The sequence below is a fragment of the Cellvibrio fibrivorans genome, from assembly GCF_031457055.1.
In the GTDB taxonomy this organism is placed as follows: Bacteria; Pseudomonadota; Gammaproteobacteria; order Pseudomonadales; family Cellvibrionaceae; genus Cellvibrio; species Cellvibrio fibrivorans.
In genome coordinates, this window is sequence record NZ_JAVDVX010000005.1 from 36,537 (window position 1) to 56,438 (window position 19,902).

Annotated in this window: 19 protein-coding genes; 16 read left to right on the forward strand and 3 right to left on the reverse strand. The window is 46.3% G+C overall.

Going from position 1 to position 19,902, the window contains the following annotated elements:
• From ampD to J2X05_RS13605, 3 genes are read left to right on the forward strand one after another with little or no spacing between them, the layout of a single operon-like run.
• Nucleotides 1–567: a 1,6-anhydro-N-acetylmuramyl-L-alanine amidase AmpD gene (ampD, locus tag J2X05_RS13595; RefSeq protein ID WP_374725277.1), complete on the forward strand. Its 567-nt coding sequence runs from the start codon at nucleotides 1–3 to the stop codon at nucleotides 565–567.
• 48 nt (nucleotides 568–615) lie between these two features.
• Nucleotides 616–1,581, forward strand: a complete 966-nt coding sequence (gene ampE, locus J2X05_RS13600) for a regulatory signaling modulator protein AmpE (protein WP_310073323.1) — start codon at nucleotides 616–618, stop codon at nucleotides 1,579–1,581.
• Between the two features lie 34 nt (nucleotides 1,582–1,615).
• Nucleotides 1,616–2,098 (forward strand): YajQ family cyclic di-GMP-binding protein, encoded by a 483-nt coding sequence (locus J2X05_RS13605; protein ID WP_310073324.1) that lies wholly within the window; start codon nucleotides 1,616–1,618, stop codon nucleotides 2,096–2,098.
• A 70-nt stretch (nucleotides 2,099–2,168) separates the two neighbouring features.
• On the opposite strand, the gene J2X05_RS13610 is transcribed toward J2X05_RS13605, so the two are convergent.
• Together J2X05_RS13610 and J2X05_RS13615 are read right to left on the reverse strand one after the other, a co-directional pair.
• Nucleotides 2,169–3,470, reverse strand: a complete 1,302-nt coding sequence (locus J2X05_RS13610) for an AmpG family muropeptide MFS transporter (protein WP_310073326.1) — start codon at nucleotides 3,468–3,470, stop codon at nucleotides 2,169–2,171.
• Nucleotides 3,471–3,529: 59 nt separating this feature from the next.
• Nucleotides 3,530–3,862 (reverse strand): MGMT family protein, encoded by a 333-nt coding sequence (locus J2X05_RS13615; protein ID WP_310073328.1) that lies wholly within the window; start codon nucleotides 3,860–3,862, stop codon nucleotides 3,530–3,532.
• Nucleotides 3,863–4,039: 177 nt separating this feature from the next.
• Between J2X05_RS13615 and J2X05_RS13620 the strand changes: the two genes are divergently transcribed.
• From J2X05_RS13620 to J2X05_RS13645, 6 genes are all read left to right on the forward strand, one after another.
• A complete protein-coding gene (locus tag J2X05_RS13620; protein ID WP_310073330.1) occupies nucleotides 4,040–5,062 on the forward strand; it encodes a DUF481 domain-containing protein in 1,023 nt (340 codons plus the stop codon).
• 31 nt (nucleotides 5,063–5,093) lie between these two features.
• The gene (locus J2X05_RS13625) at nucleotides 5,094–5,645 is read left to right on the forward strand and encodes an FxsA family protein (RefSeq protein ID WP_310073331.1); all 552 of its coding nucleotides are present in this window, start codon (nucleotides 5,094–5,096) and stop codon (nucleotides 5,643–5,645) included.
• A 275-nt stretch (nucleotides 5,646–5,920) separates the two neighbouring features.
• Nucleotides 5,921–6,211, forward strand: a complete 291-nt coding sequence (locus J2X05_RS13630) for a co-chaperone GroES (RefSeq protein ID WP_310073334.1) — start codon at nucleotides 5,921–5,923, stop codon at nucleotides 6,209–6,211.
• Nucleotides 6,212–6,292: 81 nt separating this feature from the next.
• Nucleotides 6,293–7,936: a chaperonin GroEL gene (gene groL / locus J2X05_RS13635; protein WP_310073337.1), complete on the forward strand. Its 1,644-nt coding sequence runs from the start codon at nucleotides 6,293–6,295 to the stop codon at nucleotides 7,934–7,936.
• Nucleotides 7,937–8,227: 291 nt separating this feature from the next.
• Nucleotides 8,228–8,812, forward strand: a complete 585-nt coding sequence (sodB, locus tag J2X05_RS13640) for a superoxide dismutase [Fe] (RefSeq protein WP_310073339.1) — start codon at nucleotides 8,228–8,230, stop codon at nucleotides 8,810–8,812.
• Between the two features lie 154 nt (nucleotides 8,813–8,966).
• The gene (locus J2X05_RS13645) at nucleotides 8,967–9,758 is read left to right on the forward strand and encodes a hypothetical protein (protein ID WP_310073341.1); all 792 of its coding nucleotides are present in this window, start codon (nucleotides 8,967–8,969) and stop codon (nucleotides 9,756–9,758) included.
• Nucleotides 9,759–9,835: 77 nt separating this feature from the next.
• Here J2X05_RS13645 and J2X05_RS13650 read toward each other — a convergent pair whose 3' ends face one another.
• Nucleotides 9,836–11,947 carry a methyl-accepting chemotaxis protein gene (locus J2X05_RS13650; protein ID WP_310073343.1) on the reverse strand — a complete coding sequence of 704 codons (2,112 nt, stop codon included), beginning with the start codon at nucleotides 11,945–11,947 and terminating at the stop codon, nucleotides 9,836–9,838.
• 154 nt (nucleotides 11,948–12,101) lie between these two features.
• Between J2X05_RS13650 and J2X05_RS13655 the strand changes: the two genes are divergently transcribed.
• The 7 genes from J2X05_RS13655 to J2X05_RS13685 all read left to right on the forward strand — a co-directional run bounded on the left by J2X05_RS13655 (nucleotide 12,102) and on the right by J2X05_RS13685 (nucleotide 19,888).
• Nucleotides 12,102–13,622, forward strand: a complete 1,521-nt coding sequence (locus tag J2X05_RS13655; protein ID WP_310073345.1) for a fumarate hydratase — start codon at nucleotides 12,102–12,104, stop codon at nucleotides 13,620–13,622.
• A gap of 294 nt (nucleotides 13,623–13,916) precedes the next feature.
• The gene (locus tag J2X05_RS13660; protein WP_310073347.1) at nucleotides 13,917–15,080 is read left to right on the forward strand and encodes a methyl-accepting chemotaxis protein; all 1,164 of its coding nucleotides are present in this window, start codon (nucleotides 13,917–13,919) and stop codon (nucleotides 15,078–15,080) included.
• 21 nt (nucleotides 15,081–15,101) lie between these two features.
• Nucleotides 15,102–15,380, forward strand: coding sequence for an STAS domain-containing protein (locus tag J2X05_RS13665; protein ID WP_310073348.1), 279 nt, complete (start codon nucleotides 15,102–15,104; stop codon nucleotides 15,378–15,380).
• 49 nt (nucleotides 15,381–15,429) lie between these two features.
• On the forward strand, nucleotides 15,430–15,714 hold the full coding sequence (locus tag J2X05_RS13670) for an STAS domain-containing protein (protein ID WP_310073350.1): 285 nt from the start codon (nucleotides 15,430–15,432) through the stop codon (nucleotides 15,712–15,714).
• 5 nt (nucleotides 15,715–15,719) lie between these two features.
• Nucleotides 15,720–17,429: a SpoIIE family protein phosphatase gene (locus J2X05_RS13675; protein ID WP_310073351.1), complete on the forward strand. Its 1,710-nt coding sequence runs from the start codon at nucleotides 15,720–15,722 to the stop codon at nucleotides 17,427–17,429.
• Between the two features lie 36 nt (nucleotides 17,430–17,465).
• Nucleotides 17,466–17,831 carry a response regulator gene (locus J2X05_RS13680; protein ID WP_310073352.1) on the forward strand — a complete coding sequence of 122 codons (366 nt, stop codon included), beginning with the start codon at nucleotides 17,466–17,468 and terminating at the stop codon, nucleotides 17,829–17,831.
• Between the two features lie 98 nt (nucleotides 17,832–17,929).
• Entirely contained in the window at nucleotides 17,930–19,888 is a 1,959-nt protein-coding gene (locus J2X05_RS13685) for a chemotaxis protein CheA (protein ID WP_310073354.1), read from the forward strand.
• Nucleotides 19,889–19,902 lie beyond the last annotated feature (14 nt).

The window sequence follows — 19,902 nt, forward strand, 5'->3', positions numbered from 1 at the left end:
ATGACTGATGCTTATGAAAATGGCGCGATGATCATTGATGGCTGGCTGCAATGGTCCACGCAATGTCCGTCGCCCAATTTTAATTTTCGCCCTGAAAATACCGATATCAGCCTATTGGTTATCCACAACATCAGCTTGCCGCCCGGTGAATTTGGCGGCGGTTATGTGCAGAAGTTTTTTCAAAATACACTGGATGCAAGCCTGCATCCGTATTTTTCAACTATCGCTGAACTCAAGGTTTCTGCGCACTTATTCATCGAACGTGACGGTAAAGTCACACAATTTGTCCCGTTTGATGCGCGCGCATGGCATGCGGGTAGCTCCAGCTTTGCCGGCATCGCCGACTGCAATAATTACAGCATTGGTATCGAGTTGGAGGGGGCAGACGACATTCCCTACAGCGATGCGCAATACCGGGCACTGGAGAAAGTTTCTCGCCAGTTGCTGCTGACTTATCCTAAACTAACACCTGAGCGTATCACTGGTCATTCAGATATCGCACCCGGGCGAAAGACCGATCCAGGGCCCGCATTTGATTGGCAGCGTTATCGCAATTCTCTCGGCTAACGCCATTTTTTCTTTCTTTCTTTATTGACTGACGAGTGATTAACAAAAATGATTTTTCTCAGTTTGGTTGCGGTACTCGCTATCGTCTATTGGCTCGGCTCTGCCAGCATCCTCCAATATGATGGCTGGTTCAAATGGCTGATTAGCCGCCTGCAAAAAATTCCAGGCCTCTCTGCGGCACCTGTGTTACCTCTGGCATTGGCTCTGTTGATTCCATTATCTGTGTTGGTGCTCGCCTTTTTGTTGGTGCATCAGCTCGCAGGCAAACAGTGGTTATTTTTTCTCTATGTTCCTGTGTTGCTCTACAGTCTCGGACGCGGAAATATTTTGACGGATGTTCAGGAATATATTGCACTCGCCACTCGTGGAGACACTGTCGCGGCTGCACAATTATTGGATCGTCTAAGCACAGGTGGCCCCGCTGCTGACGTCAGCGATTGGCGCGGGCTGCATACCGAGGCATTGAAAGTATTTGCTTATCGCGGTTTTGAACGCATGTTTGCTGTGCTCTTCTGGTTTTTTATTGCCGGACCTTTTGGTGCCTTGTTATACCGCCTGAGTGTTTTGTATCGTGATTTTTCGGAAGACGGCAGCGACGCTGCAACAACAGCGGGTAAATGGTTGTGGTTGCTGGAGTTGCCATCGGTTCGGTTGATGGGTGTAACCTGGGCATTTGTGGGCAATTTTGAAACCTGTCCGCTGCGAAAAAATTTATTGGACATGCACAGCCCGTCTGATTACATCTTAAATGAATGCCTGCGCGGTGCATTAGGTGCCTCGACTGATTGTTCTGCTGCCGCTATGGCACAGATGGCGCCTGTAGAAAAAGCTGAAATGCAGGAGGAGATGGAAGAAGAGACGCAGGATATTATTGAGGACCTGACCGGTGATGTCATCACCACTCACTCCGAACCCGCCTATTCGTTTGCCTTGGTAAAATCCAGCGTGCCGCTGTATTCGCGCTCGCTGTTGTTCTGGATTTGTGCGATAGCGTTTGCAACGCTTATTGTTTAAATAGCAATTTAATTTTGTTTGTAAGAGGTTAGTTATGCCATCGTTTGATGTAGTGTCCGAAGTGGATAAACACAATTTGACCAATGCGGTTGATCAAGCCCAGCGTTTGATCACCAATCGCTTTGATTTTAAGGGTGTGAATGCAAGTTTCGAACTTAAAGAGTATGTGATTACCCTTACCTCTGATGTTGAAATGCAGCTCGATCAAATGCTGGATTTACTCAGGCCCGCTATGGCAAAAAATGGTATTGATGTGAGTTGTTTGGACATCGGCCAGGTAAAAAGCGCGGGTAAACAAGTGAAGCGCGATGTCACTGTGCGAACGGGAATTGATAAAGACTTGGCGAAAAAAATTGTTGCACTCGTAAAAGATAAAAAATTGAAAGTTCAGGCCAGCATCCAGGGTGAGCAGGTGCGCATTACTGGAAAAAAGCGCGACGACTTGCAAGAGTGTATTGCGGCATTGCGCGCTGCTGAACTGGGAATGCCGATGCAGTTTGAGAACTTCAGGGATTAATTATCGCAGGCAGATGCACTGAAATAAATAAGCCGCTAGAGAAAATCCAGCGGCTTTTTTATTTGTTTCGTTAAAGATTTTGCGAGTTATCACCCTGAATGCGATGCCAGATCCAGGCTAGCAATAACAGTGTAGGTATGACAGAAAAAGTGCTCATAATAAAAAAAGTGGAATAGCTACTGGCTTCCACTATGTATCCTGACAAGCCACCGATAAATTTTCCTGGCAAGTGCGCGAGTGAAACGAGTAGCGCATATTGTGTTGCGGTGAAATTGCGGTTGGTAAGGCTCGACATAAATGCGACCAACACAACGCCAGCAAAGCCTTGCGATAAATTGTCTGCACTGATTGTGGCAAAAAAAGCCCAGCTCTCACCGGGGTTATGCGCCATCAATAAGTAGGCAACATTGGAAACAGATATAGCCAGTGCGGCAATCACCAACATTGAGCGCAAACTAAATGCCGCAATGCAGATACCACCCAAAAATGCGCCCGCGATACCAATCCACACGCCGTACACTTTTGAAACTGTGGCTATATCGGCTTTGGTATAACCTGAGTCTAGGTAGAACGGTCCAGCCAGTACACCGATCATTTGGTCGGGCAATTTAAATAATCCCACAAACGCCAACAACGCCAGCGCGAGCCAAAAACCATTGCGTGAAAAAAATTCCTGAAAGGGTTTTATAAACGCATCCCACAAACGAATTTCGCGCACAATTAATTCTTGTGCGGCGGGTTCTTTGGATAATAAGCCCGCTAGTAACGGCAGTAAAATGCAGGCGGCCATTATTAAATAAGCTGTCGTCCAACCAGTGAGTTCTGCTAAATAAAGGGCTATGGCGCCCGATATAATCAACCCGAAGCGATAGCCCAAAATATAGGTCGCCGCGAGTGCAGCTTGCGATTCCACTGGCGCTACTTCAATACGATAGGCATCAATCACTATGTCCTGCGTAGCCCCCGCAAATGCAACGAGCCCGGCGAGCGCAACAAACAATAACAGCGATGATTGTGGCCCTATTATTGCCATGCTAGAGAGCGCGACAATGAGTAGTAATTGCGATAGCGCCAACCAGCCTTTGCGCCGACCTAAAAAAGGCAGTGGGTAGCGATCAATTAACGGCGCCCACAAAAATTTCAGCACATAAAAAAAACTGGCGTAACTTATCAGCCCAATCACACTTAATGCGACACCGGTGTCTCGCAACCAAGTGGAGAGCGTAACGCCCACCAATAAAAAGGGTAGCCCTGAACCAAAACCTAAAAACAGCATAGTGAGTGCGGAGGGGGTAGCAAACGCGCGCTTGATACCGCGCCAGCCTTTGTAGTTATTTTCTTCGGGTGAAGTTTGCGCAGTTGGTGTCATCATTTTTTAGTTCAGTGCTGTTTCAGCAATAGGGATAAGAAATTGCGGTATTTAAACGGCGGTTAATTATTGTAACCATAAATACGCAAATTGATTTTTCCATTTTTTATTTCTACGCCTTCTGCTTGTAAGCGCTGCCATTGTTTTTTATACGCGGCTGAGTCGGGCGGCAGAGAAATTTTTCCTTGCGCATTAATCACCCTGTGCCAGGGCAGTTCGGTATTTTCCGGTAATCCACACAGCACGGTTCCCGCGAGGCGCGCTGCACCGGGTAACCCAGCCAAGGTAGCCAGTTGCCCGTAGGTAATCACGTTGCCTGCGGGAATCGACATCAATGCCAGATAAATGGCTTCCCGGTTGGTTGCAGAGGTGGTGCTTGCTAGAGTTGATGCCATATTGACTGATGTGCCTGTAAATTGATCTTGCTAAACCTGTGCTTACCGGAATAAACCCAAGCCTAACCTAAATTAACACTATTAACATTTCTGGCGTTGCCCGTTGCTGATGCGGTCACTTTAATTGACATAGGTCAGTTGATAAACCGGAGCAGGCTCTTGGTACAAAAAATAGTTGTGAAGCATCTTATCGTCTTTTTTATTCTGTTCTTTAACTCTGGCGCGCAGGCTGGCGTAGTGGAATTGCGCAATGGCGACCGGCTAGAAGGTGAGCTGGTACGTGTTGACGGCGAGCACTTGGTGTGGAAATCCACCAATTTTGGCGAGCAGTGGATTAAAAAAACCAACATCTCCAATATCACTTCAAGCAAACCACTCAAAATCAATGGCAGTAAATCCGCATGCTTGCTGGAAAAAATGGAAGCAGAGCAGTTGGTTTACCAATGCGAAAAATCATCGCGTATTAAGCGCACTTCATTGCTAACCATCAAAACCCTGTTGCCTTACGAAGACTATAAAAAAGGTGACTATGTCCATCATGGGCGTTTGAATTTGTGGGGCGCCTACTCGCGCGGCAATGAAGTGCGCGATGAGTGGAATTTACAGAGTGAGATGGATTTTCGTCGCAGTGATTTCCGCCATGTAGTGGGTGCTGAATACGCGCGCTCTTCCTGGTTTTATTCTGCGCCGCAAGAGCGTTGGAATACCCGCTATTCCCTCGATTGGTTTTTGGGTGACCATTGGTTTTGGTATAACGGTGCACTGATCGGGGCAGATCCACAGCGGGGCATGGCTAAGTACAAAAGTTTGGGGTCGGGGGCGGGCTATCAGTTTTTTGAAACCTCTGCTTCGGCGTTATCGTTCAAGAGCGGCATGGCGTATATGGATGAACGCTACGTATTCCCCGCGGATTTGATCGGTGATTTTGCTGCGGAAGATTCTTTTATGGCACTGCGCCTCGCTACGGATTTCCGCTACAACTTGCCCTTGGGGGTTGGTTTTTTCCACAACAATGAGATGTTTCAATCGACCGAGGATGAGCCCAATTGGCGGGTGAAGACCACCACGGGTTTAAGTTCGATGATCCTCAAACGCATTTATTCCGAATTCAAAATTGATTATTGGCTAGATAATGAGCCGCAACCAGCACGCAAAGGCAAAGACACGCGTATGTCGCTGGGGGTGAGTTACAAGTGGTAAACTGCCTGTTCCACGACTTTGGGCTCTCTTGATGCGCATTCCTCTTTTTCCTGTCTTTGTGCTTTTACCGGTATTAGAACTCTGGCTGATGATTGAAATCGGCGGGGAAGTGGGTGCCTTGGCGGTGATTCTCTGGCTGGTGGCGATGATTGTTCTTGGCATAAATCTGCTCCGTTACCTGGGCGCGTCCAGCATGCTGCAAGCGGCGCAAAATATGCGCAGCGGCGGTGCTATGCCCGCCCAAACCTTGGCGGATGGACTCTTTAAAGCTGTGGGGGCAGTGTTATTGATTATTCCCGGTTTTATTACAGATCTAATGGCACTGTTGTGCTTTATCCCACTGGTGCGCAGGCTACTGCTCAAGCGCTGGTTGGCAAAAGTCGCCATGAATGCCAGCGCGCGCGGTTTTAAAATGACGGGTTTTGGGGCTGATCCATTCAAGTCTGGCTCATCTACCTCCGCAACCGGTAATGTCTACGAGCATCAAGGTTCGGCTCAAACCGATACTGATAAAGCCATTAGCGGTGTGATAATTGACCAACAGCCTGAATCACCAACGCCTAAAGCCCCCAAAAGCGAATAAATCAGCGTTCTTTCGACAAAATTAAACCTTCCTCTGTTGAAATCCCCAAACCCAGCCCCAGATAGGTGTCACCACTTTTTGGTCACCGCTTTTTGGTCACTATTTAAGGGGCTAGCCCCTTAAAATCGGTGGCTTTAATGGACGGCCTTGAAACTTTTCCGGGCGTCCCTATATGTCATCACGCGGAGCCACAACGCTTTTCCCATACCCTCAGGGTGTCGGTGAAAGCCCGGTTCCAAGCTCGTTCAATCTGTTTTGTTAGGAGACAAAGTTCCATGAAAATTCGTCCGTTGCATGATCGCGTTGTAGTTCGTCGCAAAGAAGAAGAAACCAAAACCGCTGGCGGGATCATCCTGTCCGGTGCTGCGAAAGAGAAGCCGAATCAAGGTGAAGTGCTGGCTGTTGGTAATGGCCGTGTACTGGCAAGTGGTGAATTGCGTCCGCTGGATGTAAAAGTGGGCGACGTAGTGGTGTTCGGTAAGTATGCAGGCAGCGATACCATCAATATCGATGGTGAAGAGCTGGTGATCCTGAGCGAATCCGATATCAAAGCGGTTCTGGTGTAATCCACAGCCTTAAAGAATTTAACGTGAAGTCGCATTGAGTCGGCTTCCTGGTGTTAACACAAGATTGTAGGAATTGAAAATATGTCAGCTAAAGATGTGAAATTTGGTGATAACGCGCGTCAACGTATGCTGGTTGGTGTGAATATTCTGGCCGATGCTGTTAAAGCGACCCTTGGCCCGAAAGGCCGTAACGTGGTGTTGGAGAAGTCATTCGGCGCTCCTACCGTGACTAAAGACGGCGTATCAGTTGCCAAAGAAATCAATTTGAAAGACAAGTTTGAAAACATGGGTGCACAAATGTTGAAAGAAGTTGCTTCACGCGCTTCTGACGACGCCGGTGACGGTACTACTACTGCAACCGTATTGGCGCAAGCCATTGTTAATGAAGGTTTGAAATCTGTTGCCGCCGGTATGAACCCGATGGACCTGAAGCGCGGTATCGACAAAGCAATCACTGCTGCTGTTGCTCACGTTAAGTCAATCGCGCAGCCATGTGTTGATAGCAAATCTATTTCACAAGTGGGCAGTATTTCTGCCAACAGCGATACCTCTGTCGGTGCTCTGATTGCAGAAGCCATGGACAAAGTAGGTAAAGAAGGTGTGATTACCGTTGAAGAAGGTACCAGCCTCGACAACGAGTTGGATGTAGTAGAAGGCATGCAGTTTGACCGCGGTTACCTGTCTCCTTACTTCATCAACAATCAAGACAACATGAGTGTTGAACACGACCATCCTTACATTCTGCTGGTCGACAAAAAAATCTCCAACATTCGCGAATTGCTGCCAGTGTTGGAAGGCGTTGCCAAATCCGGTAAGCCATTAGTCATCGTTGCAGAAGACGTTGAAGGCGAAGCGCTGGCAACTCTGGTAGTAAACAACATTCGCGGTATCGTGAAAGTAGCTGCTGTTAAGGCACCTGGTTTCGGTGACCGTCGTAAAGCAATGTTGCAAGACATCGCTGTATTGACTGGTGCTACTGTGATCTCTGAAGAAGTTGGTCTGGATCTGGAAAGTGCAACCCTGGAGCACTTGGGTACTGCAAAACGTATCACCATGAACAAAGACAACACCACTATCGTTGATGGTGCCGGTAACGCGGACGAAATCAAATCGCGCGTACAACAAATTCGTGTGCAAATCGAAGAAACCTCTTCTGATTACGACCGCGAAAAACTGCAAGAGCGCGTAGCCAAATTGGCTGGCGGTGTTGCGGTAATCAAAGTTGGCGCTGCAACAGAAATGGAAATGAAAGAGAAGAAAGCGCGCGTTGAAGATGCCCTGCATGCTACCCGTGCTGCGGTAGAAGAAGGCGTGGTTCCTGGAGGTGGTACTGCATTGCTGCGCGCTGTTGCTGCAATTGCTGACCTGAAAGGCGACAACGAAGACCAAAACGCCGGTATCGCCATTGCACGCCGTGCGATGGAAGCACCTTTGCGTCAAATCGTTGCCAATGCGGGTGATGAGCCGTCGGTTGTTGCTGACCAAGTGAAGAAAGGTTCTGGCAATTACGGTTACAACGCCGCAACTGGTGAATATGGCGATATGTTGGAAATGGGTATTCTCGATCCAGCTAAAGTAACCCGTTCTGCATTGCAGGCAGCGGGTTCTATCGCTGGTTTGATGATCACCACCGAAGCTATGGTTGCCGATCTGCCAGAAGATAAACCAGCTGGTGGCCATGGCCACGATATGGGCGGTATGGGTGGTATGGGCGGAATGATGTAAGTCATCCGTTCCGGTGAATTGTAAAATGGTCGCAAATATTTCTTCAGTTTGGTCAGCGCGTGAGCACCTCAATGGTGCCACCGCTGTTAAACAGTAAATTTGCGTTATAGTTGCGGCCCCTAGTGGGCCGCAATTGTTTTTGGCGATTGTTGATTGCTTTTATTAATAGATAGCCCCCATTTTTTGCGATAGCGAATTTTTAATAAGCGCGAATTCGTTTAGTTGTTATCATTCGCTACCGGATTTTAAACAGAGATAGAACCTAAACAACCGTGACCTAGGAGAAACATCATGGCTTTTGAATTACCTGCACTGCCTTACGCAAAAGATGCATTGGCTCCCCACATTTCTGCTGAGACCCTGGAATTCCACCACGGCAAGCACCACAAGACCTACGTAGACAAACTGAATGGTTTGGTTCCTGGCACTGAGTTTGAAGGCAAAACTCTTGAAGAAGTGATCAAAACCTCTTCAGGTGGCGTGTTCAACAATGCTGCACAAATCTGGAACCACACTTTCTACTGGCACTGCCTGAGCCCTAACGGCGGCGGCGCAGCAACTGGCGCAGTCGCTGAAGCAATCAACAAAGCCTTTGGCTCGTTCGACAAATTCAAAGAAGAATTCACCAACTCTGCCATCAACAACTTCGGTTCAAGCTGGACCTGGTTGGTGAAAAAGGCGGATGGTTCTGTTGCCATCGTTAACACCAGCAACGCAGCCACTCCGTTGACCGATGCTTCTGTTACTCCAATCCTGACTGTGGATTTGTGGGAACACGCTTACTACATTGATTACCGCAATGCTCGCCCAACTTACCTGAACGCTTTCTGGGCGTTGGTAAACTGGGAATTCGTAAACGCCAACTACGCTAAGTAATTGGTTTTGCGGTACAAAAAAACGGGCCTCGCGCCCGTTTTTTATTATGCGAAATAAAATACTTGGCCTATGTTTGTACTGGCCGCTGCTATAAAATGCGCGCACACTTGTCACACATTTCGATCACTGTCTCATCGTTAAGGTATTTGTTGTTATGGAACGCAGAGAACCCACATTATCTACCGGCGGAGTGTCTGAGCCGACGGAATCCGCACCGCGTCGTCAACAACCTCAAGCACACGACCATGATGACGATTTACCACCGGCAAGACCCACACGCAAACCAACACCACAGTCGACTCCCGCCTATGCACAGGCTGCTCCATCCAGCAGTATGCCCGCGATCGCGTTAGTGATTGCATTGGTAGCTGCAGGTGGTGCGGGTTTTCTGGGTTGGCAATTGTTTCAGGCGCAGGAGATGCTCAAGCAGGCCGATACCCGTATTCAGGGGTTGGAACAGCAGTTAAGTTTGACTTCAGAAGAGTCCAGCGCGTCAGTAGTCACCTTGCAATCCAATTTGAAAAAAATGGATGGAGAATTGCGCCGCATCGCAGGCTTGGTAGAAACCAATCGCAAAGCCATTGCAGCTAACACCGAAAAAACGACGGCCGTTGCGCGCGACGCCGCCAATGCTCAAAAATTGGGAACTGATGCAAAAGCAGGTGTGACTTCACTCAAGCAAGAAGTAGCAGCCAATAAAACGGTTGCTGATGCTGCCGCTGCAAAAATTGATGGCATGAGTACCAGTGTGAGCCAGCAAACCCAGAGCGTGCAAAACCTGAAAGAAGAATTGGATAAGATGCAGTTGGAAATGACCGCGCTGGATAGTTTGGCGGCACGTATGCGCACTAATGAAGAAGCGATTTCTGCGATTGATGATTTCCGCCGTAGTACCAACCGCGAAATTTTACAAATCAAACAGCAAATGGGTACTGTGCCCAAGTAATTGTGCTCTACTCGATACGCAATTTATGACGATAAAAAAGGGGGATCGATAAATATCGATCCCCCTTTTTATTTTTGTTAACAACGCAGCTGGGTTAGATGGCTGTCGATATCCTGGGTAATTTTATCGACATTGCCACTGGCCGTATAAATACTGTTTGAAAGCCGCTCCAATTCTTGTGTCGCATCGCCAATCGCTGAAATATTGCGATTAATTTCTTCGGTCACCTGATTTTGTTCTTCAGCGGCGGCTGCGACCTGGTAAGAACTATCGGTGATGGCATTCATGCCTTCTGTTGCCGTGGTTAATCGTTCATATGCGTGCTCTGCTTCAATTAATGTATCGCCAACACGTTGGGTGTTTTGGTTAATTTGCACAACCGTTTGATCGACTTGTTGCTGCAATGCTTGAATCAACTGTTTAATTTCTTCCGTGGATTTTTGAGTGCGAGCAGCCAGTGAGCGCACTTCATCGGCAACTACTGCAAACCCCCGGCCTTGCTCACCCGCGCGTGCCGCTTCAATGGCTGCGTTGAGTGCAAGTAAATTGGTTTGCGCCGCTATACTTTGAATCACATCGGTAATGCCGCTGATTTTGTTGCTGCTTTCGGCCACTAATTGAATTTTTTGGCTGGAGTTGGAGAAGTCGGTTGCGACCCCTTTAAATTCTTCCACTGTACGTTGGAATAAGTCCCGCGCATTAGTAATGGCTTTGACTGAGCTTTCTGAGTCGGTAGATGTATTGCTTGCCAGCTTTGCCACTTCATTCGCGGTGGCAGACATTTGATGAATCGCCGTCATAATATTTTGAATTTGTTCAACCTGAACTTCTGTCGCAGAGCGGGTATTTTTTGATGTGCCGGTTAAATTGTTGCATTGTTGTTTGAGTTGCTCGGAGTCGCGTTTGATGGCCAGGATCATCGCGCGCAATTTTTCGGTAAAACTGTTGAAGCCATCGGCCATATCAATTAATTCTTTATCTTTGGATGGAATTAATTTGCGGGTCAGGTCGCCATCGGAACTGGCGAGATCACGCATCATTGCACTCATGCGAACAATCGGTTGGGTCGAGGTTTTAATCCAGAAAGAGACAATGGCCACAAATACAATAAGCAAAACAATAGCGAGGCTAATCATATTGGTTGCTGTGCTAATGCTACTCTCCTGCAGTGAAGTGGAAAGCTCATCGACCACCTCATATGCGATTGCACGCGGCGTTACTATCACCATTTTCCACTGATTTTGTACTGCATCTACGTTGATAGGTGCGATGGTAATAATATTGTCGTTGAACACGAATTGGTTTTGGCTGCTTTGTGCAATTGCGTTGGCGAGTGGTTTGTCGCCTGCATCAAGTGGTTTACCCAAAAGCTCAGGATGTTGATTGCTCGCCAGCACCAAATTTTTTGTACTCAACAAATACATGCTGGTTTTACCGGAATAAAGTGACTGCGCCTGCGCGAGCAATCGCTCCTGCAACACCGGTAAATTAATATCCAGACCACCTACACCTCGAAACTGGTTATTGACCACAACGGGGGCGACGACGGATGTCATCAGCATAAAGTTGCCAGGGCTGATTTCATAAAGGTAGGGTTCCATCAGGCAGGTTTTTATGGTGTCCTTGCTACACAAATACCATTCAGATTTGCGTTGGCCATTTTCATCAAGGCTGGCATCGGTTTGCGAGGAGTAAGCAATCTTATTGAAGACGGGTTTGCCATTTTCTTTGACCCAGTAAATTCCCATGCTGCCAATTTCCGAGCTATAGAGTTGATCACCGACAAACTCACTGTCGCGTCCGTCATAACCATTGGGATCAAATTGGGCATAGATGGCTGAAATCGAGGGGGAGGTTAGCAGCAGGTCATAAGTAAGTTGTTTTACCTGCGCGCGCGAATAGCTGGGTGCGTTTGCGCCAATCGCCGTACTATTGAGAATGGCTGCCAGATGTTGTGCTATATCGGCGCTGCGGTTGAGTAACACGCTGGTTTCCAATGCACTGGTCTGGGCGATATCGCGTAGCCTGCCATCAATGGTTTCCTGCATTGAGCTGGCGCTGTGCTCGATAGAGGTTTCCGCGCTCTTGGTCATAGAGCGCCAGGCGACAAAACTTAAACTGCCCATGCTAAATGCGAGGATAAGCGCAACGCTAAGACTGAGTTTGAAGCGTAGTGAAAAAGAATTCATAACCAATTGATTCCTTGAGAGTGTCGCTTATTTCAGCCTAGCCGGTTGTCGCGTGTTTGCACGCAATCTGGAGAAATAATCCATCGGCATGGTGTAGAATTGCCGCCACTTTTTATCCGTTCCGCTTAACGACCTAACAATCGAGAAGTCCATTATGCCAACCGTGATTCGCCAACAAGATTTGATCGACAGCGTCGCCGATGCGCTGCAATTTATCTCCTACTACCACCCCGTTGATTTCATCCAGGCCGTACACCAGGCCTATGAGCGCGAACAGAGCAAAGCGGCTAAAGATGCGATGGCGCAGATCCTCATCAATTCGCGCATGTGTGCTATGGGGCATCGTCCGATTTGCCAGGACACTGGCATAGTTACCGTATTCGTCACTGTGGGTATGGATGTGCAATGGGATGCGCAAATGAGTCTGACCGATATGGTCAACGAAGGTGTGCGTCGCGCATATATGAATCCCGATAACGTGTTACGTGCATCGATTCTTGCCGATCCCGATGGCGCGCGTAAAAACACCGGCGACAATACTCCCGCCGTTATTCACTACAACATAGTTCCCGGTAATACCGTTGATGTGCATGTAGCAGCCAAAGGCGGCGGATCTGAAGCAAAAACCAAATTTGCGATGCTGAACCCATCGGATTCCGTAGTGGATTGGGTGTTGGAACAAGTGCCTAAAATGGGGGCTGGCTGGTGTCCACCGGGTATGCTCGGGATTGGCATCGGCGGCACTGCTGAAAAAGCCATGCTGCTTGCGAAAGAAGCACTGCTTGATCCAGTCGACATTCAAGAACTGCAAGCGCGTGGTGCAAAAGATCGCTACGAAGAATTGCGTATTGAGTTGTACGATAAAGTAAATAGCCTGGGTATTGGCGCCCAAGGCTTGGGTGGTTTGACTACTGTGCTCGATGTCAAAATCAAAGATTACCCAACCCACGCCGCCAACAAAGCGGTCGCCATCATTCCCAACTGCGCGGCTACCCGCCACGCACATTTTGTTTTGGATGGTTCGGGGCCAGCGCTGCAAACACCGCCATCCTTGGAAGATTATCCGGAAATCAGTTGGGATGTGGGCGACAGCGTGCGTCGCGTAAACCTGGATACAGTCACACCTGCCGATGTGCTCGAATGGAAAACCGGCGAAACCGTTTTGCTGTCCGGCAAGATGCTTACCGGTCGCGATGCTGCACACAAGAAAATGACCGATATGTTGGCGAAAGGTGAAGAGCTGCCGGTGAGCATGAAAGGTCGCTTCATTTATTACGTTGGTCCGGTTGATCCCATCCGCGACGAAGTGGTTGGCCCTGCTGGTCCAACTACCGCAACCCGGATGGATAAATTTACCCGCACTATGCTGGAGCAAACTGGTTTACTTGGCATGATTGGTAAATCCGAGCGCGGCCCGGCGGCGATTGAAGCGATTCGCGATAATAAATCGGTTTACTTAATGGCTGTTGGCGGCGCTGCTTATCTGGTTGCGCAAGCGATTAAATCCGCCAAAGTATTGGGCTTCCCGGAATTGGGCATGGAAGCGATTTATGAATTTGACGTCAAAGATATGCCGGTAACTGTCGCGGTAGATTCACGTGGCGAATCTGTGCACAACACTGGCCCGCAAATCTGGAAAGCAAAAATTGAAGAAGGTGTCGTACAGGTTCAGTAGAAAGCGGCTGTGTAATCTTCTGTAATATTTTCGCTTACTAAAAACCCGGCAATGAATAACTGCCGGTTTTTTTATTTCTAAAAATAAATTTTAAGAAAGAATTGCGATAAAAAAATAACTATTCAATGTTTCTATTCATCATTTCCTTGGTCTGCATTAAACATTTCACCCCGAATTTATAAAAACACCGTCAAACCTTTGGCAAGCAAAGCAAGCTGAAATAAACCTGCTACTTTTAAATAATCGTGTTGTGATCCCGGTTATACCCTTGGTGATCAGCAATCGTTATTTGCCATGGAATCAATGGAGTTGGATGCACTTATGCAGGTGAAATCTCTTTGGTTAATAGCTATTGCCTTGTTGGGTGGGGGCTTGTTGGCTATCTATCTTCATCCGTTGGCTGGTCCGGTATTTGTATCTGCTGTATTAGGGTATGCCTTGGTGCCGGCAGATAATAATAAATCTGCAAACCCTATTCAGGATCAAGCCACTTCACCAGTCAACGCGCCCGTAGTGCTCAGCGAAACCAGTATGGTTATCAATGAAGTTGTGCAAGAAAGCATGAGTAATCTGGTTGCACAAATTGGTATCCAATCTGACGCGGTAAACACACTCTCAACGGCGTTTCAGGGAATTAAGAGTTTATTGGAGGAGCAGCAGAAAAGCGTGAAAAGCTTGTTGCAGGATGTAAGTGACGACAATAGTAATGACGCGATTTCACAGAGTATGAGTAATTTTGCTGATAGCACTTACGAATTGTTGAATCGATTTGTTGATACTACTGTAACTATGAGCGCTTCATTTATGGAGTTAGTGGAAAAAGTGGGTTCGATATCCGAAAAAATGCCCAAGGCTTTAAAGGCGTTACAAGATATTGACCAGATTGCGTCGCAGACCAATTTATTAGCTTTGAATGCTGCCATAGAGGCTGCTAGAGCGGGTGAAAGTGGTAGAGGGTTTGCTGTTGTTGCGGATGAAGTGCGTGCGCTGTCAAATCGTTCGGCGGGATTTAGTTTAGCGATCCAGACTCAATTGCGTGAAATAGCACTGGGAATTGATGATCTGAAAGATACAGTTAGCGAAGTTGCATCGCAAGATATGACTTATGTTTTGCAGGTCAAATCTAAAATGAAGCTGGTTAGTGATAATTTAATTCAAAGGGCAGAGCGTGATCGACAAGTTACAAAGCAGATGGAGCCAATTGTATCCGATTTAGTGTTCCAATTGCACAAAGCCATACGTGCCCTGCAATTTGAAGACATGTCAACCCAAAATATGCGCTACATAATCCAGCGATTAGAGGAGTTAATTCCACTGACTACCTCCTTGGCTGCTTCGCACAATAATTTTTCACAGTTAACGAATGAATTAATTCGATATAAAGAGACTAACACTCGTCAAAAACATAACCCTGTATCCGCCAGTTCGGTAGAAAGTGGTTCGGTGGATCTATTCTAAATTAATTGGGAAGGGAATTTTATGACTAATATAGCAACCATTAAAATGCCAAAGCGTTTTGATTATTCAGCCAGTGTGGAATTTAATTCGAAAGTTTCCGATCATTTAAATGGCGCAGGAACTATTACCTTGGATTGCATGGATTTGGAATATATCGATAGTGCAGGTATAGGCTTGTTGGTTATGTCACAAAAAAAAGCGCAAGCGCGGCAGGCAAAATTGGTCATGATCAATTTAAAAACGTCGCCAAAAGAAATTTTACAGTTAGCCAATCTGCAGAAAATTATCGATATTAGCTAAATTTTTGGTGGCGACATGTTTTATTAAAATCGACTAAATGGATTGGATTATGAGCAAACATGCGGGTGTAGTATTACCTAATAAATTTGATTATGGCTATCACGCTGAATTTCAGCGGCAATGCTCTATGTGTATTGATGACGCCACTATTGAAGGGATAGTTTTTGATTTTAGTCGCGTTGAATACTTGGATAGTGCTGCACTTGGAATGATGTTGATGTGGCAGCGGCGCGCTGCTGCTGCTAATAAAAAAATGATGATTAAGGGAGCTAAGGGTGCCACAGCGCAAATTTTGGCGATGGCAAATATGCAAAGGATTTTTGAGTACATCTGATTATCATGAATGACAATTCCAATGCGTCGCTTCGCTACATTTTGGTCGTTGATGATGACGAATTTCTCAATGAGCTTTTCTGTCAGTTTCTGAAAACCAAAGGTTTTAATACCTGTTCCGCCTATAGTGTCGCTGCTGCTATGCAGACATTAAAAGAGGGCGCTGAAGTTGATTTGATTTTATTGGATTATCAACTGACAGACGGCAATGGTTTGGAGTTGTTGTCCAATATTAATAGTCATGCATCGCTACAGCATCCACCGGTAATTATGATAAGTGGTAATGAAGATGCCATCTTTTTAGAGAGTTGTTTTGCAAGCGGCGTCGCTGACTACATTATTAAGCCTGTTAATTTATCGCTTCTGACATTAAAGGTAAGTGCGCTCATTAATTCAGTGGCTATGCAGCGGGTTATCAGTCAGCAGAATGCCGAATTGGAACACTTTAAACGTGAGGCTGAACGTGAAGAATCCATTGCAAAATTTACTTATGAATATTTGCTGCGTCAGAACAATGAAGTCATTAACGGCGTATCAATGTGGTTAAAATCGTCGTCGTCCTTCAGTGGTGATATCGCCTTGGCTAAAGTATCACCCAGCGGCGACCTTTATTTTCTATTGGCGGACGCAACCGGCCATGGCTTGTCTGCTGCTATCACCGTCATGCCCGTCGTATCCATTTTTAATAGCATGGTTGCTAAAGGGTTTCACATTCAACCTATAGTGACTGAAATCAATAAAAAATTAATTCGCGATACCCCGCAAGATCGATTTGTCGCAGCGATCCTGATTCAAATGCATCAAGAGCGAAAAGAGATTGATGTTTGGAATGGTGGCATGCCAACAGCGTATTGGGTGCATCAGGGTGAGGTGTTACAAACTTTTCGTTCCCAGCATATGGCACTGGGAATTTTAGAAGAGGAATTGTTTGATGCAAATGTGATTACCTGCGATTTCCCTGGGCAGGGAACCATCATTGCGTATAGCGATGGATTGATTGAAGAAGTAAATAAGGAAGGTAATTCGTTTTCATCTACCCGGGTGGATGAGATTGTAAGATCTCACCGTGGGAATTTGCAGACGATATTAATTAATGCCTTGAGAGACTTCACAGGGAGTGATCATTATAAAGATGACGTCTCGATATGTATGCTGCAACCCCAGACAATATTTTCAAGTTGTGAGCAAAAACTACGCGATAGTATTAGCCATGGTTTTGTACAGGAAGACATAGGTGATTTCTCATGGAGTGTAAAAATATCTGGAAAAAAGATCGCCTCTTGTGAAATCCCTCCGTTGTGTAATAAGTTTTTGCAATATTTAGGAATTAATCAGGTTTTTTGTCAAATTATTTTTCTTGTTGTCAGTGAAATGGTAAGTAATGCAATTGATCACGGAATTTTGAAGTTGGAATCGTCGATGAAAGAAAATGAAGGCGGTTTCAATCATTATTTTAATGAGCGCGAAAGGCGACTTTCCCAGCTAACTGATTCAGATTTTATTGAGTTACATCTTATATGGCAAGAAAGTGAAGAGCGACCTAATCTCGAAGTAAGTGTACGCGATAGTGGCAATGGCTATAATTTTTTTGGCACAACAGATACATGCGATTTGGCATTTTCTGGTCGTGGGTTGCGGTTGATTCATAATCTGGCACAAAGTGTCGAAATATATCCACCCGGTAATTTCATCAAAGCCATAATAGGTCCATCGTAATGGATGTTGTTTTACTTAGCTCACAGGAAAATTGTTATGAGTAAGCATGTATTAATTGTGGATGATTCAACGTCTGTAAGGCAAATGGTGGAGGCCACACTTAAGTCCGCAGGTTACACAGTGACCGCAGCTAAAGATGGTTTGGAGGCATTTAATTTATGCAAAACCAAAACCTATGATTTTGTATTAACTGACCAAAATATGCCGAATATGGACGGTCTTACGTTAATTAAATCGTTGCGCGGATTACCTGCCCACACACGAACTCCGATTGTGATGCTAACAACGGAAGCGAGTGATGCGATGAAAGCCCAAGGGCGTGCGGCGGGCGCAACCGGATGGATGGTTAAGCCATTTGATCCGACTAAGTTACTGGAAATTGCTAAAAAGGTGATGGGGTAACTCTATGTAGGGGCAGCCGCTTGCTGCGCCCAAAAAACAAGGACGCAGCAAGTGGCGCCCCTACAGTTATGATGTTGGTATTGCGAAGGATGTGAGAAATGTCGATTGACATGAAACAATTCCATGCCGTTTTTTTCGAAGAGAGTCAGGAACATCTCGATGAGATGGAGCAGCTATTACTCGAATTGGATGTGACTAATCCCGATAGCGAAATGCTGAATAGCATTTTTCGTGCGGCACATTCCATTAAAGGTGGGAGTGGTATTTTTGGTTTTGATGCGCTGGCGAGCGTGACCCATATTATGGAAAGTCTGCTGGATAAGATTCGCCAAGGGAAAATGGCGATTACGAAAGACATGATCGATCTATTTTTAAGTTCGGTCGATCAACTTAAAGATATTCTCCGCTGTTATCGCACGGGCGATGAAATAAATTGGGCGGGAGTGCATGAACTAACTAAAAAGCTTGAATTGGTTACCGCAGGTAAATCCTCAGATGGCGCAGAAAGTGAAGATGAAGAAGGATATGGTTTTTTTGCTGAATTAGATCAGCATGCAGAGACGGAGAGTTTTGGTTTTTTTGATGAGCAAATTCCACCTGCGGCTGTGCAAGAAGAATCCTTTGGTTTCTTTGATGATAATACTGCTCAATCAGCTTCCTCATTCATTCCCTCGCCGGTTCAGGCTATCAATGATTATTTTGGCTTTTTTGAAGATCCTTCATCACCGTCCACTTCCACTTCAGCGTCCCCCGTGCCTGCAACACACGCTTTCACGTCGACAACACCAATAGAGCCAGCTCAACAGCTTCCGGATGGTGAAAAAAATTCGACTAATTCGGCACCAAAAATTAAAAACAGTGAAACAGCCAATGTTGAAAGTTCGTCGATTCGTGTGGATGTTGCAAAAGTCGATCAGCTCATCAATTTGGTAGGGGAGATTGTCATTACTCAATCCATGATGAGTCTATTGGGTAAGAGCCTGGAAGGCGCTCTGGCAGAAAAATTTCAAACTGTTGCTAATGAGTTGGAGCGCAACACCCGCGAAATACAGGAAGCAGTTATGTCTATTCGCATGTTGCCTGTCTCGTTTGTGTTCAACCGATTTCCCCGGGTAGTGCGCGACTTGTCAAACAAATTGGGTAAACAAATCGATTTAATTATTGAAGGTGGTGAAACCGAATTGGATAAAGGGTTGACAGAAAAACTGGTTGATCCGTTAACCCACTTGGTTCGCAATAGTATTGATCATGGCATTGAATCAGCAGAACGGCGCGCTGAGCTAGGTAAAAATCCTACTGGCAAGGTGGTTCTGCGTGCCGCGCAACAGGGCGGCAATATAGTGATCAGTATTAGTGATGATGGCGGTGGTTTAAATCGCGAGCGAATTTTGGATAAAGCGCGCGAGAATAATATTCCGATTGGAGAAAATCCAAAAGATGAAGAGGTATGGCAATTAATTTTTGCACCGGGTTTTTCCACTGCAGCGGCTGTTACTGATGTCTCTGGGCGCGGTGTGGGAATGGATGTCGTCAGGCGAAATGTGCAAAGTTTGGGTGGACGTATTGATATTGAATCGCGTGCAGGCCAGGGTTCAACCTTTACTATTCATTTACCGCTTACGCTCGCAATTGTTGATGGCATGTGCGTCTCGGTTGGTGAGCAGACATTTATCGTGCCTTTGGTACATATCGTAGAATCCATGCAGCCTGCAGCCAAAGATGTTAAAACTCTGGCAGGTGACGACCAGTTATTGCATGTGCGCGATGAGTATTGGCCGATATTACCGCTACACAAAATTATGCAATTGCAACCGCAGTTTACCGACGTTAGCAAAGGTATTGCGGTATTAATTGAGACCAATAAATATCGGTTTGCATTATTTGTCGATGGTTTGGTTGGACAGCAACAGGTGGTGATCAAAAGTCTTGAGCAGCATTATAAACGCGTACAAGGCATTGCTGGTGCAACGATTATGGGTGATGGCAGCGTTGCCTTGATTGTGGATGTGGAATCACTTGCGCTGACAGTCAACAGTAATATGCAATTGGCAGGGTAATTCAGAGTGGAAAC